A 23,270-nucleotide genomic window follows, 5' to 3' on the forward strand; every position below is an offset into this window, starting at 1 on the left:
CGTAGAACGCCCTGGCGGTGTCCCTCGGTCTCGTCGTGTTAGTACCCTGTCGAATGCGGACGCGACGCTCTGCGTGGTCGGGAAAAGTAAAAAACAGCGGGAAGTGCGGGGCGCGTGAACTCGGAACCGGGCTCAGTAGTTGAGATACACCGTCTTCGACGTCGTGAAGAAGTCGAGGCCGGCGTCACCCTGTTCGCGCCACGTCTCGCTCGACGACGACTTCATGCCGCCGAAGGGGACGTGGAGTTCGAGACCGGTCGTCTTCTCGTTGACCTTGACGACGCCGGCTTCGACGTCGTCGGCAAACTGATGGGCCTCGCTGAGGTCCTGCGTGACGATACTGGCGGAGAGGCCGTATTTGGTGTCGTTGGCGAGCGTCACCGCCTCTTCGTAAGAACTCGCGGGGATGACACCCACGACCGGCCCGAAAATCTCTTCCTGTGCGATGCGCATCTCGCTGGAGACGTCCGAGAAGACCGCCGGCTCGACGAAGTAGCCCGACTCGTGGCGCGGTGCTTCGGGGACGGACCCACCGGTTTCGAGAGTCGCTCCCTCCGAGACACCGACGTCGATGTAGTCTAACGTCCCTTCGAGTTCGGATTTACTGACGTGCGGCCCCATGTCGTAGCCGTCCAGTGCTGGCCCGATGCTGATGTCCTCCGCAGCGGCCACGAGTTCGTCGACGAACTCGTCGTAGACGTCCTCGTGGACGATGGCTCGGGACGCCGCGGTACAGGCCTGTCCGGTTCCGCCAAACGCGCCGTCGGAGACGATTTCCGCGGCGGTACTGACGTCGGCGCTCGGCATCACGACCGTCGGGTTCTTCCCGCCCATCTCAAGTTGGATGCGCTTGCCGTCCGCCGCGGCCGTCTCGCCGACCTGCTGTCCCACGACCGTGCTCCCGGTGAAGGAAATCGCGTCGATGTCGTCGTGGGTCGTGAGCGTGCCGCCGACCTTGCTGCCCGAACCGGTAATGACGTTGAGCACGCCGTCCGGAAGACCGGCCTCGTCGAGGCACTTAGCAACTTCGTGTGCGACGGCGGGCGCCCGAGACGCGGGCTTGAGAACGACGGTGTTCCCGGTGACGAGTGCGGGTGCGAGTTTCCACGTCGGGATGGCGATTGGGTAGTTCCACGGCGTAATCAGCCCGACCGTGCCCAGCGGCTCGGTCTTGGTTTCGAGTCGCGTGTCCTGTGAACTCGACGCTTTGACCTCGCCACCCAGGTCCAGCGCCTTCTCGGCGAAGTAGTACAGGATACCGACGGCCCGGCCGACTTCGCCCGTCGCCTCGGGGAGTGCTTTTCCTTCCTCCCGAGCGAGGAGTTCGGCGACCTCGTCGGACCGGGATTCGAGACGCGACGCGGCGCGGCGGAGAATCGCACCGCGCTCGGGCGCTGGGGTGTCTTCCCACGCCGCTTGAGCCGCGACCGCGGCATCCACCGCGTCTCGGGTGTCGTCGGCCGTCGACGACGGGAACTCGCCGATTACGTCGTCCGGGTCCGCGGGGTTCCGCACCTCGAACGTCTCGCCTGATTCAGAGCCTGTCCACTTGCCGTTACAGTAGTTATTGAACGCCGGCATGTACTCTCATTCACAGAACCCTCATTATAATATCTGTCGGTATCGTCAATCCGGGTGCCGTCGCGGCCATCGCGGTCGCTGCGTCTCTCACGAGTTACGCCGGCGGTCTCGGAGTGGCGCGTACCGCTACTCGGTGCCCGTTGGGACGTTGAGCACCGGTACTTCGGAACTGAGCATCACGCGCTGCGTGACGCTTCCGAACAGGGCCTTCCCCGTCGGCGACCTGCGTCGTCCCCCGACGACGATATACCGGGTGTCGACGCTGTCGGCGTACGTCGTGATCTGCTCCGCCGGGTCGCCGACGCGGACGACGTTCTCGATCTCCGCTGTGTCGTGTTCGAGTTCTCCGTCCGCCGCCGCCCGCTCGATAATCTCCGCTCCAACGCGTCTGACCTCGTGGTTCTCGGTGACTGCCTGCCCCTCGACCTCCTTTTCGAGGGTGTCAACGAGGTCCGTACGCTGGAGCACGTGAAGCGAGTGAAGCGGTTCGTCGAGGTCCGCGGCGAGAGCCGACGCCTTCGAGAGTACGGTCGCTGCTCGGTCCGAATCGTCGATTGCGGTCACGATTGCCATATCCACCGTATCGAGGTCAGGTGACTAATCTCCTTGGGAGGCGGTATTGCCCTCCGTCGCTCACTGCGCGAGCAGTATCACTGCGCCGACCGCCAGCGCGATGCCCGCAATCTTGACCTGACCGAGCGACTCCTCCAGGAAGACGACCGCGAGGAGCGTCGTCCCGAGGAGGTACATCCCGCTGATGCTCGTCGCGACGGCGGCGGAGCCCTGACTGAGCGCGAGGTAGTAGCTGATCGTTCCGAGTCCGAGGAACAGTCCGCCCGCGAGCGCGAATCCGATTCCCCTCGTGGAGACGACGACCGGGCCGCCGCGCCAAAGGAGGTACGAGGCGGCGGCCGTGAGCCCGGCGACGTACGTGTAGATGACCGCTTGCTCCGCCGGGAGCGACTTCGTTGCGACCTTGGCGAGAAACGCCCAGCCCGCGTAGAGCGCCATCGACCCGAACGCGAAGATAACTGTCTTCGACATAGCGTGCGTTACCCGTATGTCAGGGACAACCGGTATTGGTTCTTTGGCTGTCCGTGACGGAACTCACCCGGAAGAAAGCCTGCTCACGTCCCTTTCTCCCCCTGGCTCGGCCGGCGTCCGAGGAATGCGTCACTCGTCGGGTCAATCCGACCCCCGGGGGAGGTAGTACCCGCACGTTCTACAGACGAACTCGCTGTCGTGGTACGTCTCGACGGCGACGAGGGTTTCGTCGCAGTTTGGACATCGCATACAGGTCCACGTCGACTCGACAGTAGGTTAAATCTTTATACGACAACTGTCGAATCGAGAGGGACAGCGACCGAGACTCTCGGCGCGTTCGCTTACGCGGACGTCGCGGCCTGCTTAGGCGGCGTCTGTTCTTCGGTCAGCTCGAAGCCGCGCGCTTCCATCATCTCGAAGTACCGCTCGGCGTCCATGCCGCTGGTCTCGGTCACGAAGATTCCGTCTTTGTCCACGGAACCCTCGGCCATGAGCTGAAGCGTCACCGACAGCGGCACGCCGACGTAGCAGCCGTACTCCCGCATCATCGAGATTTCGTTGCCGTCGAAGAACGGGAACGGCTGTTCGAAGTGGTAGACCGCGGTCCCCGCTTCTCCGGCCGCCGTCCCCGTGACTTCCGACGAGAGAATCGTCTGTGGCGTCCACTCCGTCTCGCTGGCGAGTTCCTCGGGAGCCCGCCACTCGGCGTCTCGCTGTCGGCCGGCGCGCTTGACCTGCGACTGGGCGACTTCGAGGGGGTCGACGGTCCCGCCTTCGACCTCGATGGGGTCCGCGTCGAACGCGTCCATCGCGTGGAGCGTCCGCTCGTATTCGGCCCACTCGTCGTGCCAGACGCCGCGGGTGATGATTCGGTCGACGTTCGTCTCCTGTGCGATGGGTGCCTTCGGGAACGTGATGGGTTCGGGATGGGAGATGACGTACGTCTCCTGTTCCCCGATGGGACCGGGGAACTCGAACGTCCGCTCCTGAGAGAACGGCGGGAGGTCGTTGATGACCGCTCCGTCTTCCCAGCGGGCCCGCTCGTCGACGTTCGGGTCGTGTTCGTAGGTAACGGTGTCGGTGAGGCCGGCGGTCGTCTGGCTGAGGAGCCGCCACATCCCCCAGTAGAAGTTCACGTCCTCGACGTCGTCGAACTCGTCGCAGCCGACCATGCCGAGCGCGATCGTGCTGACGAGGCCGCCGTTCGCGAACCACAGCGAACAACCCGCCTCAGCGAACTCGTCGGACCGGCTGAGTACGGCGTCGAAGTCGAAGGCGTTCAGGTCGACACCGGTGAGGTCGCCGACCTCGACGATGGCGTCGAGGACGTTCTCTTCGAACTGGTACGGGAGCCCGTTCACCACGTACGCCGCGTCGTCGAGGACGCGGGCGATGTCGTCCGCGCTCGTCGCGTCCACGGGCTCGAACGTGACGCGGTCGTCGTCGATTAGTTCGACGAGCCGTCGGGCGTTCTTCTCGTCGGCGTCCGCGACGACGATTTCGTCGAAGTCGCTGGTTCGGTACAGGTCGTACACGCAGGCGGAGGTCATCGCTCCGGAACCGCCAAGGACTACGGTCTTACCGCTCATGATACGACTGAACATGCATGATTAACCAACTTAATTCTATGGGGTGTCGGTTCGCCGCAGTCCGCGTCTCCGACGGACCGAACCCCGACCCGTTCCCGTGAATCGGCGAAAGCCGCCCGCTGGTCGTCTCGAAGGACCTACGCTTCTTCCCAGGGCATCGGCTCGTCGTGAATCATCAGACTCGACTCGCGCGTGACGGTCCGCCTCTCCTCGCTGATAGCGTCGATTTCGGCGATGTCTTCGGCTGCGAGCTCTAACTCTCGGGCAGCCCAGTTGTCCGCGACGTGGTCGCCTGTCGCCTTTGGAATGGCCGCGACCCGGTCTTTGCTCAGCAGCCAGGCCAAACTCACCTGCGTCGGTGTCGCGTCGTACTTGTCGGCGATATCGACGAGCGTCGGCACCTCCAGCACGTCGCCTCCGATGAGCGGCCGGTACGCGACCAGCCAGTAGTCGTGTCGCTGGGCGTGTTCGAGCAGGTGCTGTTGCTGCAGGAGCGGGTGCATCTCGACCTGGTGAGCAAATAGGGGTGCGTCAAGGACCCCCATCGCCTCGTCGAGCATCGGTATCGAGTAATTGCTGAGACCGACGTTGTCGATGAGTCCCCGCTCGTGCAGTTCCGTGAACGCCGCCATCGTCTCTTCGACGTCGTAGGCCTTCAGCGGGTAGTGGACGTACAGTAGGTCGATCGTCTCGACGCCGAGCGCGTCCAGGCTCTCTTTCGTGCTTTCGAGTACGCGGTCGTAGCTGAGGTTGCTCGGCCGGACCTTCGTCGCGACGAACACCTCTTCGCGTGGAACGTCCGACTGTCGAATGGCTTCACCGACGTACTCCTCCGTACCGTACTGCTGTGCGGTGTCTACGCATCGATACCCCTCGTCGAGCGCGGTGAGAACGCTGTCGACGCACCGCTGTCGCTGGTCCGGGTACCATGTTCCGATACCCATCTCAAACGTGCTACTATTACTCACGACACCAACTACCAACGAGCGAGGTATAACGCTTTGCCCCTCGGAAGCACCTGACTCCGACCAGGTTGGGACCGAGGCGAAGTTTCTTTGCGGTTGCTTGACGAGGTGTGAGTATGACCGACAGTTCTGACACAGACCGTCCCGACGACGTTCCGCCGTGGTGGGACGAGAACGTGGAGATTCGCGAGGAGCTCGACCTCCCGGGCTACGACGCACCGAAGTTCGAAGACGACGTCTACGTCCACACGGTCGTCGAGGAGCTCGAAGCGAGTCACGGCTGCAACATCCGGCTCGTCGACCCGTCGCCGTCGAAACTGAGCACGTGGCAGATACGGCTCGACGGCGAGCCAATCGAGTCGGTCCACCGGTCGCGCGACAGTAGCGCGAACACCGTCTTCTCTATCACGTCGTCGGCGTTCAAATCCCTCGTCGAGGGCGCGGTCGCCGAGCGAGAGTGACCGCGCGTCTCACTCGGCAATTTTAATTGCCAGCGCCGTGGACCGAAAGATAGCACGCTGCAAGCAGAGCCTGAGACCGGTCGCTCGTCTCGTCACGCTCCGGCGGAGTTCCTCCCGCGGCGCGGGCCGCCTCCCCGACCGTGCGAGCAGTTCGATTCTCGCCCCCGACGGCGGCCGAGATTCACCGACGACCGAGACTCACTGACGACTCACCCAGACACCATGACACTCCCACACCAATGCTAGAGACGTTTCGCGGATACAACGGCAGACAACTGAACCTCCACGCGCTCGGCATCGTCGTGTCGCTCTCCGGTCTGCTCGTCGTCGCACCGATGCTCCCGGAGATAATCGACTACTTCGGCGTCAGCGCGGCCGAGGCCGGCGTGTCCATCTCGTTCATGTGGGCGTGCAACGCCGTCGCGCAGTTCCCCGGCGGTCGGTACTCCGACCGCCTCTCGGCTAGCGTCGTGTTGCTCGGCAGCCAGGGCGTGATGATTCTCGGATTCCTCGTCTTGGCGGCGGCGACGACGTTCCCGGTGTTCGTCGCGGGGCTCGGCCTCATCGGCGCGGGCTACGGGCTGTTCGAACCCGCCGGATTCGTCCTGCTGCAGACTCACTTCGAGGAGAACCGCGGGCGCGCTTTCGGTATCCGAGACGCGGCCGTCAACCTCGGAAGCGCGCTGTCGGCGGTGCTCGCGGTCGCCATCGTCGGGACGTTCTCGTGGCGAGACGCGTTCGTTCCGGTGGTCGTATTGCTGGCGCTCGTCGGGGCCGGCACGCACAGACACAACCGCGGCGAGTACGCCGTCTCGCGCGTGGCGCTCGACCCCAAAGCGGTGTGCTCTCGGCTCTTTCGGGAGCGCGAGACGTACGCCGTCCTCGTCGTCATGTCCGTCTCGATGTTCCTCTGGCAGGGCAGCGCGAGTTTTCTCCCGGCGTATCTGCAGGCGGTGAAGTCGTTCTCGTCGTTCGAGGCGACGGTCGCCTTCGCGAGCATGTTCGTCGTCGGCATGGTGGTGACGCCCGTCGCCGGCGCGCTCAGCGACGCGTGGTCTCCCACCGGGATGGGCGTCGCCGCGATGGGATTCGGCGTCGTCGGGCTCTCGACGCTCGTACTCGTCGACTCCCCCGTCGGCGTCGGGCTCGGACTCGTCGCCTACGCCGTCGCTATCACCGCCATCTGGCCGGTCATGTACGTCTATCTCAGCGACGTGCTGGCGACGGAGACGATCGGCGGCGACCTCGGCGTCCTCAGAACGGTGTACTTCGCCGTCGGCAGTCTCGGCCCCGCGTACATCGGGACCGCCGCCACGCGACTGGGCTACACGTCGGCGTTCGCGAGCCTGCTCGTCGGCTTCGGGCTCGCAGTGATACCGCTGGTGTGGCTCGGGCGACGCTGATTCGAACGGCTCGTCGGGTTCAGGTCTCTTCCATGACGATGGGAGTAAGAGCGTCTACGACCGTCGGCGGTATCGGGGACCGGTTCGATTGGGGCCGCCTCAGGCTTCCGCGGCCGGACCGCCGCTTTGCGTGGTCTGCGTGTCGAGGTTCCGCTCGGCGACGCCGAGAATGGTGTCGAGCGAAATCGCCAACACCGCGCCGGGAATCGCGCCGGCGAGAATCTGCGGCGTGTTGAACAGTTGGATGCCGGTGACGACCCAGTCGCCGAGCCCCCCGGCACCGATGAAGATGGCGAGGTACGCCGTTCCGACGTTCATCACGGTACTGGTCCTGATTCCCGCGAAGATGACCGGGACGGCCAACGGCAGTTGGATCTGACGGAGGATTTCCGAGTCCGTCATCCCCATCCCTTTCGCCGCTCGGATGGTTCCCTCGTCGACGTCTTCGATGCCGGCGATGGTGTTCGTGATGATGGGCAACAGCGCGTACACCCACATCGCGAGCAACGCCGAATTGAAGCCGATACCGACGAACGGGAAGACGAGCGCGATGACGGCCAGCGGTGGGACCGTCTGGGAGATGTTCCCCGACGAGAGGACCCACGTCTTCGTTCGCTCGTTTCGCGTCGCGAGGATACCAGCCGTCACCGCGACGAGTATCGCACCGACCTGCGCGACGAGCACCAAGATGAGGTGTTCGCGCAACAGGTCGACGAACGTGTCGAAGTTGCTGAGCAGGTAGTTCGTCGCCTCGACGAGCAGGTTACTCATGCGCGAGTTCCCCCCGCTGCGACCCGTCACTGTGGTGGAGATGTTCGAGGGTCACCGTCCCGACGACGCTTCCGTCTCGGACGACCGGGAGGTCGTCGCACTCGGATTCGAGCAGCACCGACAGCGCCGTCTCGGCGCTTTGCCCGGGGGCGACGTGCGGCGGTACTCCCGCGCCGTCCGCCGCGGCGGCTTCGAATTCCGGCCGCTCCCGAGCCAGTTCGGAGACGGACTTCCCCACGAGCGAGCTGTCCGTGTCCATGACGTCTTCGACCGGTAGCACCTGCAGTTTCTTCAGGCCGCGGTTCGACCCGATGAAGTCCTCGACGAACTCGTTCGCCGGGTTCTGGAGGATGTTCTCGGGCGTGTCGTACTGGACGACTTCGCCCACGTCGTAAATCGCGATTTTGTCCCCCATCTTCAGCGCCTCGTCGATGTCGTGGGTGACGAACAGAATCGTGGTGTTGATCTGCTCTTGAATCTCGAGGAACTCGTTTTGGAGGTTGTCGCGGGTGATAGGGTCGAGCGCCCCGAACGGCTCGTCCATCAACATCAGGTCCGGGTCGGCCGCGAGGGCGCGGGCGACGCCGACGCGCTGCCGCTGGCCGCCGGACAGCTCGCGCGGGTAGTTCTCCCGGTACTGATCCGGGGGGAGGTCCATGAGCGACAGGAGTTCGTCGACCCGGCTCTCGATGCGGTCTTCGTCCCAGTCTTTCAGCCGCGGGACCGTTCCCACGTTCTCCGCGACGGTCATGTGGTCGAACAGGCCGATGTCTTGGATGACGTAGCCGATGCTTCGCCGAAGACTCGTCTTCTCGACGTTCTGTACGTCTTCGCCCTCGAACCGGACCGTTCCGTCGGTCGGGTCTTCGAGGCGGTTAACGAGCTTCATCGTGGTCGTCTTGCCGCAGCCAGAGGGCCCGACGAGGACTGTCGTCGTCCCCGCTTCGACGCTGAAACTCACACCGTCGAGCGCCACTGTCTGCCCGTACTCTTTCCGAACGTTTTCGAACTCGATTGCGTGTTGACTCATGAGAGTATCCTCCAAATCGCGCGGGTCGGTCGTGCTTGGTCTATCCGCTCTCCGTTACGAAGTCTGAACAGTTGCTCGCTGACCGCGAAGCAGTAATCGAACGCCAGCGTCAGCACCACCAGCACGACGGTCGTGACGACGATCATCGGGATGTTACGCTCGCGAATGCCTTGGAAGATGAAATCTCCCAACCCGCCGGCTCCGACGAACGCTCCGATGGCGGCGACGCCGATGATGATGACGACGGCGTTCCGCAGTCCGGTCATGATGACCGGGAGCGCCATCGGAACCTGAATCTGCCGCAGGCGCTCGATGCGAGTCATGCCCAGGCCTCGACCGGACTGGATGACCGCGTCGTCGACGCCGTTGAGTCCGACGTAGGTGTTCCTGACGAGTGGAAGCTGTGAGTACAACACCAGCGAGACGATGACCGGCGGTTCCCCGATTCCGAAGACGGGGATGAGCAGTCCGAACAGCGCGATGCTCGGCACCGTCATGGCGACGCCAGCGAGCCAGAGAACGACCGTGGCGGCGGTGTCGTTGAACGTTATCAGGACGCCGAGAGAGATACCGATCGGTATCGCGAGCAGCATCGAAATCGCGATGATATCGATGTGCTCCAGCGTCAGCACGAGCAGGTCGCCGGCGTACCGGGAGACGAACGACTGGTACGCTCCGAGCGTGGAGTTCAGCGTCACCGACGTGAGGACGGTGAGGACCGCTTCGAGGGATGTCGTCGATGGCATGTCAGATGAGTCCTTCGGAGCTCAGGTGGTCGCGAGCAATGCTCGCCGGGTCCTTGTCTTCTTCGCTGGCTTCGAGCGCCATCTGTTGCATCTTCTCGGTCGTGACGCTCGGCGCCACCTCGTCTAGCGTCTCCTTGACGACGGGATTCTCCTCGACGGCAGTCTGCTGTATCATCGGGACGATCCAGTACTTCGAGAAGTGCCCCTTGTCGTCGTCGAGGATGCGCAGGTCGTACTTGTATATCTGCGGCTGCGTCTGCCAGCCCGACGTTGCGACGGCCTGACCGTCGTTGAGAATCTGGTAGTTCAGGCCGCCGTAGCCGACTTTCCGGAGTTTCACCTGGTCCCACGCGGACTGGTCGATGCCGTAGTCGTCGATGAGGGCAGGGAGACCGTCCTCTCGTTCCGCGTATTCCGTGTAGGACACGAACGTCATGTCCGTGTTCCCGTCGTTGACGTACGAGGCGAAGTCGCTGATCGTTTCGATGCCGTGTTCTTCTGCCCAGTCGGGCCGGGCGACGATAGTCCACGACGCGTCAGCCCCCGTGGGTTCGGTCAGCGTCAGTCCCCACTCGTCTTCGGCGGCGCTTTTCGACTCGGTGTATATTTTCTCGCCGTCGGGAATGACGTTCGACTTCCCGAGAATCTGGTGCCAGAGCGTTCCGGTGTACGTCCAGTAGCAGTCGATCTCGTCGTTCTTGAGCGCGTTGAAGCACTGGGAGGTGCCGCCGAGTCCCGTCTCGTCGTTGACCGTCAGGTCGGTGTTCTCCCGGAGTGCGGCAATCGCCATGTGTCCGAGAATCTCCTGTTCCGCGAACTGCTTCGAACCGATAGTGATGCTGTCGCCGCTACCGCCGCCGTCTACGATACTGGAACAGCCCGCCATGCTTGCGATACCGATTGCTCCCGCTGACTGAAGGAACGCTCTCCTACTGTTGTGCATGATTCATCCTGACAAACAGTGTTGGGGGTATTTATAATTTATCCTCAGACAGTTTTTGCCGTCCGAACTGGTCGAACCCTACGCGTCCTAGATGATGTATGCTCGGATATCCAGAAACAGCATCTATGTAACATAAATGCCCGCTCTCGCCTCCGACCAGCGGATCGGAGCAGCGCCGGACGACCTCGGAAGCCGGTCTCGCGGGAGCGGGTTCGCTCACGGCCGCAATCCCGTCTCTCCGAGCGACTGAGTAGCGTGCTGCTCCGTGCTCACCCATTCGGGGTCGCGCCGTCGTCCTTGGCAGGCTGTTATGGGACGCTCCGCTGTCGTCTCAAAAACGCCTAGAACGTCTCGTGTTCCTCGTAGGCGTCGAACGCCCCGACGCCGTCTTCGAGGGCGGCGCGGACGGCGTCTTCGGACGACGCCATCTCGTGGGCGTCCTCGGCGACGTCCTCGGCGATTTCCTGGGGAACGACGACGACGCCGTCGCCGTCGCCGACGACGATGTCGCCGGGTGAGACTTCGACCCCGCCGACCACGGCGTCGGTCCCCCAGTCGAGCAACTCCCAGCGGAAGATACAGTCCACGGGGGTGGTGTAGCGATTGAACACGGGGAAGCCGCGCTCTCGGATGACGCTCGTGTCGCGGACGCCGCCGTCGATGACGGCACCGGCCACGCCCGACGGTTGGAGCGAGGTCACTTCGAGCTCGCCGAGGTGGGCCGAGTTCGTGTCGTTTGTGTCGTAGATCATGACGCCGTCTTTGGGGACGTCCTCGTGCATTTCGAGGAAGCGCTTGAGCACCTCGTCGGCGTTGACGCTTCGGTTCGGTCGCCCGACGATGGGGAACGCGCTTCCGACCACGGTCATGCCGTCGTCGAGCGGCGTAATTTCGGGGTCGAGCGTCTGCTCTTCGTACCCGTACTCGTGCATCACGTCTGCCACCGCCGGCGTGTACAGGTCTTCGTATTTGGCGAGCAGTTCCTTGTCGACTTCTCGTCTTCTTTCCGTAGTGGATTGATTGCTCATCGGTTTGGGTTGGTGTGGTGTGGTTGGTGGGTGTGGTGTTCGGATAGCGATTACAGCGTGACGACGACGTAGCCGGACTCGTTGCGAACGGGAATTGACCGGAGTTTACAGCCGTCGTCGACGAGACAGTCGCCGGTCGTAGCGTCGAACTCCCAGCCGTGCCACGGACAGCTGAGAATCTCTCCTTCTCGGCACCACTCAAGTTCGGTCGTGAGCGTGTCCCGGTCGTGTTCAGCTTCGACGGTTCCGCTCACCATCCCCTCACAGAGGGGGCCGCCCTGGTGAGCACACCAGTTCGGGTAGGCGTACAGCTCGCCGTCGATGTTGAACACGCCGATCTCTTTTCCATTCAGGAGCGCGATGACGCGCTCACCGTCGGTGAGTTCATCGGACCGCGCGACGACGTGCTCGTCGTCGTCGAGCGGCAGATTCTGTGCATTCTGGCTCATGAGACGTCGATGTCGAAGACTTCTGCCGAGTTTCCGTACAACACCTTGTTACGGTCTTCCTCGGAGAAGTTGCCGAGGTACTTCAGCAGCGCTTCCGTGTTGTCGATGTCGAAGTGGGGGTGGTCCGTCGCGAACATGAGCACGTCGCCACCCCACATCTCGACGAGCTGTTTCATCATGACGGGGTCGTTCGGCTCGTCGAGCGGTTGCGTGGCGAAATAGAACTGGTCGCGAACGTACTCCTCCGGCGTCTTCTCCAGCAGCGGGACCTCGCTCCGGCGCTGCTTGTACTCCCGGTTCAGACGGAAGATGAGCGAGAGCCACGCGATGCCCGCCTCCTGGAACACGAAGTCGACGTCGGGGAACTTCGCCGGTGTCCCGTTCTCGAAGAGACTCGTCAGCGTCAGGAACTGGGAGTAGACGTGTGCGAGCGCGTGGTTCGCCATGTACGTCTGTAGTTCGTGCTGGAGCGTGGGGAAGTCGAGAGCGAGCCCCGGAGCGGCCGCCCCGTGGAAGACGACGGGGAGGTCGTTGTCCTCGGCCGCACGGTAAATCGGGTCGTACTTCTCGTCGCCGAGTGGCGTCTTCGTCCCCGTCGAGTTCAGGAACACGCCGCAGATCTGGTCCTCGCTGGCGAAGCGGTCGATCTCTTCTGCGGCGGCCGACGGGTCGTGTGGGACGACCGACGCCAGGCCGTAGATGTTGTCGTGGCCGTCGAGGAAGCGCTCGACGAGCACCTTGTTTGCAGCCTCGTTGATTGCCACCGCCTTGTCCGTCTGCCGAACCATGTTGAGTTCCGGCAGCATATTGACGATGGGATAGTCGACGTGGAACTCCTTCGAAAGGATATCGTCGATGTCCTCTTTCGGCTCCGTCACCTGCATTAGCTCTGTCGGGAGCTTCCCACTCAGGTCACGGTTGTAATTGTCCGTCGGGTACATCCCGTCGTACGAGGACGTCCCCGGCTGAAGGTAGTACTCGATTTCCCGCTTGTACGGTTCGTCGAGGTGTTTCAGTAGGTCCCGTTGGATTTCCTCGTTTCTGAAGGACGTGTGAACGTCCATGTCGATGACCGGCACTTCCTTGAGCTGGTCTGCGAGGGGGTTTGACCTGGCTTGCTCACTACGTTCGGCGAGTCGTTTGCTTTGGTCAGCCATACGACTCCAATGTCGAATACAATCGTTATAAATGTTCTCCTCAAACAGGGCACCCGAGACGCCCCCGAAGCGTTTCATCACACGAAACAGCACCGTTTTCGGGCGATTAGTACGTTCCCTCGGTCCGCGTGATGTTGAGACTGATGACGTTCGCCGCACTCTTGACGGCTTCTGCGAGCGTTTCGCGGTAGTACTCTCCGGTGAATTTCATCGCCGGCCCGGAGACGCTGATTGCGCCGAGCGCGCGGTCGTCCTTGTCGAGAATCGGGGAGGCGACGCACCGAAGCCCCTTCTCGTACTCTTCGAGGTCCAACGCGAGTTGGCGTTCGCGAACCGTTTCGAGGCTTTCTTCGAGCTCCGCGCGGTCCGTGATGGTGTTTTCGGTGTATCTCGTCAGACCGTGAACGTCCACGAATTCGTCTAACACCGACTCCGGCGAGAAGGCGAGTATCGCCTTTCCCGTCGCGGAGCAGTGGAGGTCGTGGTACTCGCCGGCGGCCGTCGAAAACCGCACCTCCTGCTCGCTTTGAGTTCGGTAGAGATAGACGCCTCGGGCGTGTTCTACGGTCGATAAGTTGGTTAGTTCTCCCGTCTCGTTGGCGACTTTGTCCGCTTCCGGGCGACCGAACGAGAACAACGGCCCGCGGTTTCGTGCGACCTCCCCCAGTCTGAGGAACCGCAGCCCCAGGTAGTACTGATCTCCGTCCTTGACGATGAAGCCCTGCTGACGGAGCGTACTGAGGTGATTGTGGACTGTACTTTTCGTGATTCCCGTTTCGTCGGCGATGTCTTGGATGCGCCCTCCGCCCAGCTCCTCCAGTCCGTTGAGGATTTCGAGGAGTGTCAGGTCGGAGTTAATGGGGTTTTTTGCCTCGTGTGGCATACGTTGACGTCTATTTCGGAGGGACTTCATTGTTTCGTATCACGAAATCTGGCGTATCGTGTTCTGAGATACCAGTTCGAACCACGCTTGCGTACGGTTGTGTTAGTCCTCAGGCGAGCAACCTAATCGGAACCGGTTTGAGGTTTCTGTGGGTCAGCCCCCGTCTGCCAACGCACCCGTTTCGTCTCACAAAACGCCCGGTTCGCTATCTACGTTCGACACCTTCGGACGAGTGACGTCGGTCCGAAGTCGCGCTCCGAGGTACTGCCGCGACGGATAGCCGTGTGGTTACCCGCAGCAGCCGGGATTGGGATTACATTAGTACATCTGTAATCTTCTGAGTGCCGCGTACCACCAGTGGCATTCGGGCGGCATGACCCCTCGCTATCGCACCGATATTCGAACGACATATACGAAATAATTCTATTACAAAAAATTTATAGACATTTCACGCTATGATCTACTCACTCTGATCTATCCTGAGATCCCTCCTCACACCTAATTGTTGAGACGTACTCTATAACGGATCTATAATTGCTGTATTCGCACCTCAAATCTTATTTAATCGACGAGCAGGGTTATACTGGTGTATTTACTGTTCTAGTGTGAAATTGCTTCTCAGCTGTTTCTCTTTCGATCGCTATCCAACCTAACTCGCAGAGATAGTATCGAACACTCCTGTTTACGTGCGCTCGCCATTGATCACTTACTGCTGTCCGAGTTCGATGCCTCATCGACGACCTGCCATAGATATATTATCTAATTCTTATGCTTCCTGTTTCGTCTCAATATTATATGACTATTCACTCGGGGCGACTCCCTAACGGTTCGTCGCGTGAACGGCGCGCTTCCAACGGCCATTGGGCTCCAAACGGCCGGCGAGTGAATCGGGACCAGCAGTCGTCAACAGTATCACGGCCAAGAGCACGGTCTGACGGTCGATATCGAACCGCTGGTCAGCGCGAACGCGACCGGCCGAATCGACGCCTCGGCCACGGCGAGCGCCGCGAGCTACCCCCGACTCTCCGGGGCCGGACTCACTTCGTCCACGCTATCGCCCACTGCGTCACCACACGGCAAAAGGAATATAACGGTAATTCTCTTCGGTACAAGCATGCGAACCTGCGAGCTCACAGCTGTTAGTGAATTCACACTTGTCGAGCGAGACCTCCCGACAATCGGTCCCGACGAAGTGCTGGTTCGAATCGACCGCGTCGGCATCTGCGGGTCCGACTTACACTACTTCCAACACGGCGAAAACGGAGGCAACGTCGTCGAGTTCCCCCACGTTCTCGGTCACGAGGCCGCCGGCACCGTCGTTGAGGTGGGAGACGAAGTCTCCCGCGTCGGTCCCGACGACCGCGTGGCAATCGAACCCGGTCTCCCGTGCGGAGAGTGCGAGTACTGCGCCGGCGACGACACCTACCACCTCTGCGAGGACATGGAGTACATGTCTTCCCCGCCGGTCGAGGGCGCGCTGACCGAGTACGTCGCGTGGCCCGCCGAGTACCTGTACGCGCTTCCGGACTCGGTGTCGCTCCGCGAAGGGGCGCTCGCGGAGCCGCTGAGCGTCGCGATGCACGCCTGTCAGCGCGGCGGCGTCTCCGACGGGGACACGGTGTTGGTCACCGGCGGCGGCCCCATCGGTCAACTCGTCTCAGAGGTTGCGATGGCCCGCGGAGCCGAGACGGTCGTCTTGACCGACGTCGTCCCCGAAAAGCTCGAACTCGCGGAGTCCCGCGGCGTCGACTACGCGGTCGACGTGACGGAGTCCGACCCCGTCGAGACGATTCGCGAACACGTCCACGAACGCGGCGTCGACGTGGTTCTCGAAAGCTCCGGCTTCGGCGGCGCTATCGAGACGACGACCGAGGCCGTCAAACGCGGCGGCACCGTCGTCTTCGTCGGCATCCCGCTCGAACCCGAGTTCCCCACCGACATCGTCGAGACAATCGGCCAGGAGTACGACCTGAAGGGGTCGTTCAGATTCAGTAACACCTACCCGGCGGCCATCGAGGGAATCGAGACGGGCCGGTTCGACGTGGACAGTATCGTGACCTTCGAGTCGTCGTTCGAGGACACGCAGGCCGCCTTCGACCGCGCGGCCGAGCCCGAAGAAGTAAAAGGCGTAATCCGCGTCAGCGACGAGCTATAGCGCGTTGTCGTTGTAGCCGCCGTCGACGGTGATGACCGCGCCCGTCGTGAACGACGCCGCGTCGCTGGCGAGGTAGACGGCCGCGCCCGCGATTTCGTCCGGCGTCGCGACGCGCTCCATCGGCGTTCCCTCGTCTATCTTCTCTCGCAGTTCGGTTCCCTCGTTGAAGCCGTCGCCGGCGAGCGGGGTCTTGACGAATCCCGGCTCGATGGCGTTGACGCGCACGTCGGGCGCGAGGTCGGCCGCGGCGGCGCGCGTGAGCCCGTTCACGCCGCTCTTTGCGGCGCAGTAGGCCGGGCGCTCCTCGCGGGCCTGTTTTGCGGACATCGAGGAGATGTTCACGATGCTTCCCGACTCCATCTCTCGGCCGAAGACGCGGCACGCCCGAAAGACGCCAGTCAGGTTCACGTCGATGTCCTGGTTCCACTGGTCGTCGCTCATCTCGGAGACGGACGCTCTTGCGACCGACCCCGCCGAGTTCACGAGGATATCGACGTCGCCGATGGCGTCGCTGGCGACCTCGTAGAGGTTCTCTATCGACTCGTTGTCTCGAACGTCGCACGTCACCTCGGCGGTCTCTGCGCCGCGAGCGCGGAGCTCCTCGGCGGTCTCCTCGACGGCGTCAGCGCTGCGGCTCGTCGCCACAACGTCGGCACCGTCGTCGGCGAAGGCGAGCGCGATGGCTCGCCCGATGCCGCTCGTACCGCCGATGACGACCGCGGCGCTATCCGATACGGTAACCGTGGGTGATGTCTCAACCATACTCGATTCGACCGGCCATGGCATGCTAACTCTTGCGGTCGACAGACGAACCCGCGGCGCGAACCGCTCTCGTACTCCCGTCTGCGCGCCGTCGGTGGTCGGTCTAAAAAGAACGTGGAGCGCCGCTCAGGCGAGCCCTATCGCGCGGGGCAGCCAGAGGACGAGCTCGGGGAAGACGATAATCGACAGGAGGGTGAACAAAAGCGGCAGGTAGAACGGGACCATGTGCCGGGTGATCCGTTCGAGCGAGACGCCGGTGACGGCGTTGAGCACGAACAGGATGACGCCGAACGGCGGCGTGAGCAGGCCGATCATCAGCGTGACGATCATCACGACGCCGAAGTGAATCGGGCTGATTGCGGTCTGCTCGACGATGGGCAGGAACACCGGCGTGAGGATGGTGATTGCCGCAATCGTCTCCAGCATCAGTCCGACGATGAACAGGACGCCGGCGATGAGCAACATGAGCACGAGCGGGTCAGTCGAGACGCCCGTAATCGCCTGTGCGAGAATCTCAGGGAGCTGTGCGCGCCGGATGAGAAAGCCGTACAGGGACGCCGCCGCGACGATGAACGTGAGCGTCGCGGTGTGAGTCATCCCCTCGTCGAACGACGCGACGAGTTCCTCCCGCGAGAGGCCGTCGTAGAAGACGGTCCCGATGATGAGCGTGTAGAACAGCGCGACTGCGCCAGCCTCGGTCGCGGTGAACCACCCGCCCAGTATCCCGCCGATGATGAGCGCCGGGGTCCCGAGTGCGGGGAGCGCCCGGTAACACGTCCGTCCGATTTCGCCGAGCGACCACCAGTCGCCTTTCTCGTAGCCGTTCCGATGGGCGTAGAAACTACACAGCGCCATCAGTCCGACGCCCATCACCAGCCCCGGGACGAGTCCGGCGATGAACAGCGTGCCAATCGAGACCTGCGCGAGGATCCCGTAGATGATGAGCGGGACGCTCGGCGGGATAATCGGGCCGATGATGGACGACGACCCGGTGACGGCGACGCTGAACCCCTGGTCGTATCCCTCCTCGCGCATCGCGCGGTACTCGATGGCTCCGAGGCCCGCGGCGTCCGCCGCGGCGGTCCCCGTCATTCCGGAGAAGATGATACTGGCGACGATGTTGACGTGGGCGAGCCCGCCGCGAATCGGGCCGACGATGGCCTTCGCGAAGTCGAAGATGACGTCGGTCAGGCCGAGTTTGTTCATCAACAGCCCCGTCTGGAGGAACAGCGGAATCGCCAGCAGCACGAAGGAGTTGGTCCCGGAGACCATCGTCTGGGCGACCAGAAGCGGCTCGAACGGAATCGACGTGGTCCACATGAGGATGAGACTGGTCAGCCCCAGCGCGTACACGACGGGTACCTCGAACAGGTACAGTACGAGCAGGACGCCGATGAACAGGCCGAGCAGGACGACGTCGGCCATTAGCGGCACCCCTCTTGGAGCGGGCGCATCTCGGTGGCGGGTCGGCGTTCAGTCTGCATTTTCGTCTTCTCCTTTGATGTCCTCGATGATCGTTTCGGGCTCGACGGCGACGAGCCACAGGTCGCGAAGCGCGTAGATGCCGATACAGATACCGCCGACGACGGCGGGGACGTACAGCCACGCTTCGGTGAACGGCGGGTGCGACGGGAGCGCTCCCATGCCGAATCCCCGGTTTTGCAGGTACAGCGGGTACGCTCCCGAGACCATGACGCCGACGAACGCGAGGATGAGGAGCGTCCGGAGGCCGGTCAGCACCCGGATGACGCCGTCGGAGAGCCGCGAGACGAGGAGGTCGAGCGAGATGTGCTGTCGCTTTCGACTGGCGACCGCCGCACCGAAGAACGTGATGGACACGAGCAGCATCTGCGAGAGGTTGACCGTCCACGGGAGGCTCGACCCGAGTATCGAACCCAAGACCCAGCGGGTCAGAATCTGCAACCCGACGACGAGTATCATCAGCACGTAGAGTGCCAACGCGATGGACGTGACCAGCCCGTCGAAAAGCCGGCCGAGTTTCGTTGCGAGGTTTACTTCTTCCATGGGTGCTCTACGAGTAAGCGTCCGCTCAAATGTTTCGCACTTCTTCGAGCGACGGTTCCCAGTTATTCTCGAACTGCGTCTGGAGCGGCTCCTTCGCCGCCTCTAACCACGCGTCGCGGTCGGGTTCGACCACGTTCATCCCCTGTTCTTTCAGCGCTTCGATGGCCTGGGACTCCGATTCGGCGATGCTGCTGCTGAGGTCTTGGATGCTCGACGTCAGCGAGTCGACCATCGTCGTCTGGTCCTCGTCGGAGATGTTCGATAGCGCCTGCGTGCCGAGCGTGAACCAGCCCGTCGACGCGAGGTGCTTGGTCAGCGTGTAGTACTCCTGCACCTCGTACAGCGAGGACGACCGGACGGTCTCGGCGGGGTTCTCTTGGGCGTCAACGACGCCCTGCTGCAGCGCGCTGTAGAGCTCGTCGAACGCGACGGTCGTCGGACTCGCGCCGATACCGCTCCAGATGTTCACCCACGGGGTGAGGTCGGGTACCCGCAGGTTGACACCCTGAATGTCCTCGGGCGTCTCGAAGGCCTTGTTCCCGCTCGTGTGCCGGTAGCCGCGGTACACCGGCTCGTTCACGAGCATCTGTTTACCCTGCTCGCGGAGACGCTGTCGACCGTCGTCGAAGAACTCCGTCTGGAAGGCGCGTCGCTGCTGTTCCCAGCCTTCGAAGACGAACGGCGACTCGACCCAGAAGTTCTTGGGGTCGTAGTCGATGACCCAGCGCGTCCCGATGATGGTCCCGTCGATGGAGCCGATCTGCGTCTGCTCCATGACCTCCTTTTCGCCACCGAAGGACTCCTCGATGGTGATGGCGACCCGCCCGTCCGTCTCCGCTTCGACGGAGGACGCCCACTCCTTGGCCATCTCGTTGATGACGTGCCCGCTGGGGAAGACGCTCCCGATAATGAGCGATTGGCTCTGACCGCCGCCACCGCTCTCCGTCGTGTCGGTGTCTGAGCCGCCTGACTCGGTCATACCGTCGTTTCCGGAGTCGGAACCGCCGCCCATGCAGCCAGCCATCGATGCGATTGCCCCGGTGCCAGTAAGTAGCCCGAGCTGTTCCATGAAGCTCCGTCGGCTTTGTCTACGCATACCATTCACAACGATTCTACACTGGTACTTATATCTATCGCAATAATTCATTTTAATAATATATCATAGGAGAGGCGTCACCTGCTCGGGGTAGTTCGACTCGTCACTCGCCGCAGTCGCCGGCACTCTCCGGTCAAGTCGAGGCAAGGCGAGGTCGACCGGCCGGGCGACAGTTACTGTCCGCGTTCGATGAGGCCCTTCATGTAGCCGATTGCGAACAGCCGGCCCATGTCGGTGTACCCCGCGTGCGCTTCCGCTCGGTCCTCCTCGCCGAGCATCTTGGGGACGTGGTCGGGGCGAATCGCGCCGTCGAAGCCGACGTCTTGGTACGCTTCCATCGCCGCCGCCATGTCCGTGGGTCCGTCGTCGTGCCACGTCTCCACGAACGACTCGGGCGACCCTTCGACGTCGCGGAAGTGAACGAAGTGAACCCGCTCTCCGAGGCGTCGAATCGCCGACGGGACGTCTTCGCCCATCGCGGCGAAGTTCCCCTGGCAGAACGTGACGCCGTGGTTGGGGCTCTCGTGGAGTTCCAAGGCGCGCTCGTACCGTTCGAGCGACGTGACGAGGCGGGGAACTCCCCGAAGCTCCTCGACCGGCGGGTCGTCGGGGTGCAGCGCCATCTTGACGCCCGCCTCCTCGGCGACCGGCACGACCTCGTCCAGGAAGTACTGGAGGTTGTCCCACAGTTCCTCCTCGGTGATGCCCGCCGCGGGGTGGTCCTCGGCCCGCTCCAGCCACTCGTGGTCGTACCCGGTGACGAGCGAGTCACCGCGGTCCGGAATCGAATCGGAGGTTCTGATGACGCCGACGGGGTTTTCAGTCCACACCCAGCAGTACACGTCGATGCCGAGGCGTCCCATGTTCCGAAGCAGTCGTTTCACCGTCTCGATCTCCTCGTCTCGACCCTCCTGACCGAGAACCGTTCGCTCCATGGGCGGGCGGTCCTCGACGACGTCCAGCGAGAATCCGTGGTCTGCGAAGCGGTTTCGAGTTTCGAGTAGCGTCTCGTACTCCCACCACTCGTCGACGCCCCAGAACCGTACGACGGCGCTTTCGACGCCGAGTTGCTTGGCGAGGGTCCACCGTCTGTCCGGGGAGGGAGGCAGCATCACTGCTGGATTCATACACTCACATTCCAGACTCACTCCGACTAAAAGCGTTTCGCACAGATGACGGCGGTGCCGTCAACCGAAACCTACGAATCGACGTCGACAGCGCCTCTCTCACCAGTTCTATGTCTATAACGTATCTTCGTGGGATTGTGTTCCACTCATAGTGGAACGGGTTCGTTGAACTCGGTGAAACGACCGGGTGGACTGCGCTCAGTCGTACGCGTACTTGACCTCGATAACGTTCTTCCGGTCTCTGAGCGCTGGGAACAGCTCGTCCACGATTCGGTCGTCGTTGAACCGCTCTTTCGGTCCGGAAAGCGACACCGCGCCGATGACCGTCCCGTCGCTGACGAGCGGGACCGCGATGGAGCGAATCCCGTCTCTCCGCTCTTCGTCTTCGAGCGCGTAACCCCGCTCCCGTATCGCCTCAAGTTCTTCGAGGAGCGCGTCTCGGTCGCTGATCGTGTGGTCGGTCTTCGCCGGGAGTCCGTACTCGTCGACGATTTCGGTCACCCGCTCGCCGGGGAGTTCCGCGAGAATCGCCTTTCCGAGCGCGGTCCAATGCATGTGCGTGAACTCGCCGATCGGCGCGTTGTCGTACACCGCCTTGTCGCCCTCGGCCTGGTAGACGATGACCCGCTGTCCGTTCTCTTCGACGCCGAGATTCGCCACCTCGCCGGTCGACTCCGCGAGGTCCTTGATTTCGGACCGCGACGCGTCGTACACGTCTAAGCGCCCCCGGGTGACGCTTCCATCGCGGAGGAACCGAAGACCGAGCCGGTACCCGTGTTCGTCCTTGACGACGTACCCCGCCGCTTCGAGGGTTTTCAGATGCACGTGCGCGGTACTGGTCGGCACCCCGAGCGCGTCCGCGACATCGTTAATCCGCACCGTCCCTTGCTCTCGCAGAACCCCGATTACCCGGTACGAGCGCATGACCGCCTTTACGCGCTTACCACCGTCTTCGCTTTCGTTGGGTGCCATAGTTCGCCTTTCGGAGCGGGATAGATAAATTCTACTGATGGTGGAAGCGTCCCACGAAGCCGGGAGCTACCGCGACCGACGCCGTCGAACGTGGGTTTCCCCTCACTGCCGTCGTACCGGTACCGTCGGGCGTCTCTCCGATGATTGACGAATGTTCACAATTAATCCGAATCGGTGGGAGATTCGACGCGATAACTTCGATTCCCGCTCAATTAGACACGTGTGCTCACGCGGCGCACCGGGTACGGAGCCGATCGCTCGCATCGCTTGCCTCTACTATTAGTAGAACTGCGGTCCACCGCGGACAGCCCGACTCAGCCACCGACTTCCGTTCCGGGAGGGTTCACCAGCACGAAACGGACCGACGGTGCACGCGAACTCCGCCGCTCGCGTCCCGATGACACGCCGGTCCCTACGACGTCGCTTCGGATGGGGCCGGCCGTGCATAACAGGCCTACCCGTGTAACTCATGGGTGGCTCCGGGCATCCGCTTGAGTAATTCGTTTTCAGCGAGTTGTAATTACAGAACTATGTCTGTCACGGGTAACCGTCTTGAGCCGTCAATTCGGGGTCACTGCGCCCGAAGTCGTCGGTACGTGTCCGGGAGCTCCTGCGGATTCTCGCCGGACAGGCGGACGACGACGTGGTCGGTACACCGACCGGCGTAGGCGTGGAGCCTGCGAACGAGTGCGGCGTCGATGACCTCCCGTCCGGCAGCGACCGAACGTCGGTGCAGCCAAGCGGTGTCGCGACCGCAATGACCCTGAAATATGATATATGTGTCGACTCTGTATGAATACTAGAGAATCATACATTTTGTCGATACTACTGTCTAGTTAGCCCCCTGAAATGGCGTTCCTCCGTCGAACGACTGATGTGGTCGTTGGAGGGGTAGTGATGAGTAACTACTGCAAGAAACTGGCGGGCGCTCAGCCGACTGCTCTCCCGTGAATTGTGGAAACGGTCAACTCCCATTTTGAACGTGTGAATCGATTTTAATCAGATTTCGGTCTGTGTAGCCACCCGGACAACTTTCCTCTAATCGAAAGAATGTAGTCTGATACTCGGTGGTGCTATCCGGAA

Annotated in this window: 22 protein-coding genes; 3 read left to right on the plus strand and 19 right to left on the minus strand. The window is 62.5% G+C overall.

The window, feature by feature from the left end; genetic code table 11:
- Positions 1-132: 132 nt before the first annotated feature.
- The 5 genes from FY251_RS09760 to FY251_RS09780 all read right to left on the minus strand — a co-directional run bounded on the left by FY251_RS09760 (position 133) and on the right by FY251_RS09780 (position 5,158).
- Positions 133-1,581 (minus strand): aldehyde dehydrogenase family protein, encoded by a 1,449-nt coding sequence (locus tag FY251_RS09760; protein WP_148414544.1) that lies wholly within the window; start codon positions 1,579-1,581, stop codon positions 133-135.
- Between the two features lie 126 nt (positions 1,582-1,707).
- A complete protein-coding gene (locus tag FY251_RS09765; RefSeq protein ID WP_148414545.1) occupies positions 1,708-2,154 on the minus strand; it encodes a universal stress protein in 447 nt (148 codons plus the stop codon).
- Between the two features lie 60 nt (positions 2,155-2,214).
- Entirely contained in the window at positions 2,215-2,625 is a 411-nt protein-coding gene (locus FY251_RS09770; protein ID WP_042662600.1) for an EamA family transporter, read from the minus strand.
- 341 nt (positions 2,626-2,966) lie between these two features.
- Positions 2,967-4,214: a saccharopine dehydrogenase family protein gene (locus FY251_RS09775; protein WP_148414546.1), complete on the minus strand. Its 1,248-nt coding sequence runs from the start codon at positions 4,212-4,214 to the stop codon at positions 2,967-2,969.
- 137 nt (positions 4,215-4,351) lie between these two features.
- Positions 4,352-5,158 carry an aldo/keto reductase gene (locus tag FY251_RS09780; protein WP_148414762.1) on the minus strand — a complete coding sequence of 269 codons (807 nt, stop codon included), beginning with the start codon at positions 5,156-5,158 and terminating at the stop codon, positions 4,352-4,354.
- A 137-nt stretch (positions 5,159-5,295) separates the two neighbouring features.
- On the opposite strand from FY251_RS09780, the gene FY251_RS09785 reads away from it, so the two are divergent.
- Positions 5,296-5,640, plus strand: a complete 345-nt coding sequence (locus tag FY251_RS09785; RefSeq protein ID WP_148414547.1) for a hypothetical protein — start codon at positions 5,296-5,298, stop codon at positions 5,638-5,640.
- Positions 5,641-5,879: 239 nt separating this feature from the next.
- Complete coding sequence (locus tag FY251_RS09790) at positions 5,880-7,043, plus strand: MFS transporter (protein ID WP_148414548.1); 1,164 nt, start codon at positions 5,880-5,882, stop codon at positions 7,041-7,043.
- Positions 7,044-7,142: 99 nt separating this feature from the next.
- On the opposite strand, the gene FY251_RS09795 is transcribed toward FY251_RS09790, so the two are convergent.
- The 8 genes from FY251_RS09795 to FY251_RS09830 all read right to left on the minus strand — a co-directional run bounded on the left by FY251_RS09795 (position 7,143) and on the right by FY251_RS09830 (position 14,050).
- Entirely contained in the window at positions 7,143-7,814 is a 672-nt protein-coding gene (locus tag FY251_RS09795; RefSeq protein WP_148414549.1) for an ABC transporter permease, read from the minus strand.
- A complete protein-coding gene (locus FY251_RS09800; protein WP_148414550.1) occupies positions 7,807-8,844 on the minus strand; it encodes an ABC transporter ATP-binding protein in 1,038 nt (345 codons plus the stop codon). The genes FY251_RS09795 and FY251_RS09800 overlap by 8 nt, the downstream gene beginning before the upstream one ends.
- Complete coding sequence (locus FY251_RS09805; protein ID WP_148414551.1) at positions 8,841-9,590, minus strand: ABC transporter permease; 750 nt, start codon at positions 9,588-9,590, stop codon at positions 8,841-8,843. The genes FY251_RS09800 and FY251_RS09805 overlap by 4 nt, the downstream gene beginning before the upstream one ends.
- 1 nt (position 9,591) lies before the next feature.
- On the minus strand, positions 9,592-10,533 hold the full coding sequence (locus tag FY251_RS09810) for a glycine betaine ABC transporter substrate-binding protein (protein WP_148414552.1): 942 nt from the start codon (positions 10,531-10,533) through the stop codon (positions 9,592-9,594).
- Between the two features lie 341 nt (positions 10,534-10,874).
- Positions 10,875-11,561, minus strand: a complete 687-nt coding sequence (locus FY251_RS09815; RefSeq protein WP_148414553.1) for an RraA family protein — start codon at positions 11,559-11,561, stop codon at positions 10,875-10,877.
- A gap of 50 nt (positions 11,562-11,611) precedes the next feature.
- Positions 11,612-12,010 (minus strand): Rieske (2Fe-2S) protein, encoded by a 399-nt coding sequence (locus FY251_RS09820; RefSeq protein WP_042662997.1) that lies wholly within the window; start codon positions 12,008-12,010, stop codon positions 11,612-11,614.
- A complete protein-coding gene (locus tag FY251_RS09825; RefSeq protein ID WP_187367381.1) occupies positions 12,007-13,167 on the minus strand; it encodes an amidohydrolase family protein in 1,161 nt (386 codons plus the stop codon). Before FY251_RS09825 ends, FY251_RS09820 begins: the two co-directional genes overlap by 4 nt.
- Before the next feature lie 106 nt (positions 13,168-13,273).
- Positions 13,274-14,050 carry an IclR family transcriptional regulator gene (locus FY251_RS09830; protein WP_148414555.1) on the minus strand — a complete coding sequence of 259 codons (777 nt, stop codon included), beginning with the start codon at positions 14,048-14,050 and terminating at the stop codon, positions 13,274-13,276.
- Positions 14,051-15,164: 1,114 nt separating this feature from the next.
- Here FY251_RS09830 and FY251_RS09835 point away from each other — a divergent pair.
- Complete coding sequence (locus FY251_RS09835; RefSeq protein WP_148414556.1) at positions 15,165-16,205, plus strand: NAD(P)-dependent alcohol dehydrogenase; 1,041 nt, start codon at positions 15,165-15,167, stop codon at positions 16,203-16,205.
- On the opposite strand, the gene FY251_RS09840 is transcribed toward FY251_RS09835, so the two are convergent.
- The 6 genes from FY251_RS09840 to FY251_RS09865 all read right to left on the minus strand — a co-directional run bounded on the left by FY251_RS09840 (position 16,200) and on the right by FY251_RS09865 (position 22,187).
- Entirely contained in the window at positions 16,200-16,967 is a 768-nt protein-coding gene (locus tag FY251_RS09840) for an SDR family NAD(P)-dependent oxidoreductase (RefSeq protein ID WP_148414557.1), read from the minus strand. The genes FY251_RS09835 and FY251_RS09840 overlap by 6 nt on opposite strands.
- Positions 16,968-17,093: 126 nt before the next feature.
- Positions 17,094-18,392, minus strand: a complete 1,299-nt coding sequence (locus tag FY251_RS09845; protein WP_148414558.1) for a TRAP transporter large permease — start codon at positions 18,390-18,392, stop codon at positions 17,094-17,096.
- 48 nt (positions 18,393-18,440) lie between these two features.
- Entirely contained in the window at positions 18,441-18,992 is a 552-nt protein-coding gene (locus tag FY251_RS09850) for a TRAP transporter small permease (protein WP_148414559.1), read from the minus strand.
- 25 nt (positions 18,993-19,017) lie between these two features.
- Positions 19,018-20,088 (minus strand): TRAP transporter substrate-binding protein, encoded by a 1,071-nt coding sequence (locus FY251_RS09855; RefSeq protein WP_255516651.1) that lies wholly within the window; start codon positions 20,086-20,088, stop codon positions 19,018-19,020.
- Between the two features lie 173 nt (positions 20,089-20,261).
- Entirely contained in the window at positions 20,262-21,215 is a 954-nt protein-coding gene (locus FY251_RS09860; protein ID WP_255516652.1) for a mannonate dehydratase, read from the minus strand.
- Positions 21,216-21,413: 198 nt separating this feature from the next.
- Positions 21,414-22,187, minus strand: a complete 774-nt coding sequence (locus FY251_RS09865; RefSeq protein ID WP_089780757.1) for an IclR family transcriptional regulator — start codon at positions 22,185-22,187, stop codon at positions 21,414-21,416.
- Between the last annotated feature and the right edge of the window lie 1,083 nt (positions 22,188-23,270).

This window comes from Haloferax sp. KTX1 (genome assembly GCF_902410085.1).
GTDB lineage: Archaea > Halobacteriota > Halobacteria > Halobacteriales > Haloferacaceae > Haloferax > Haloferax massiliensis.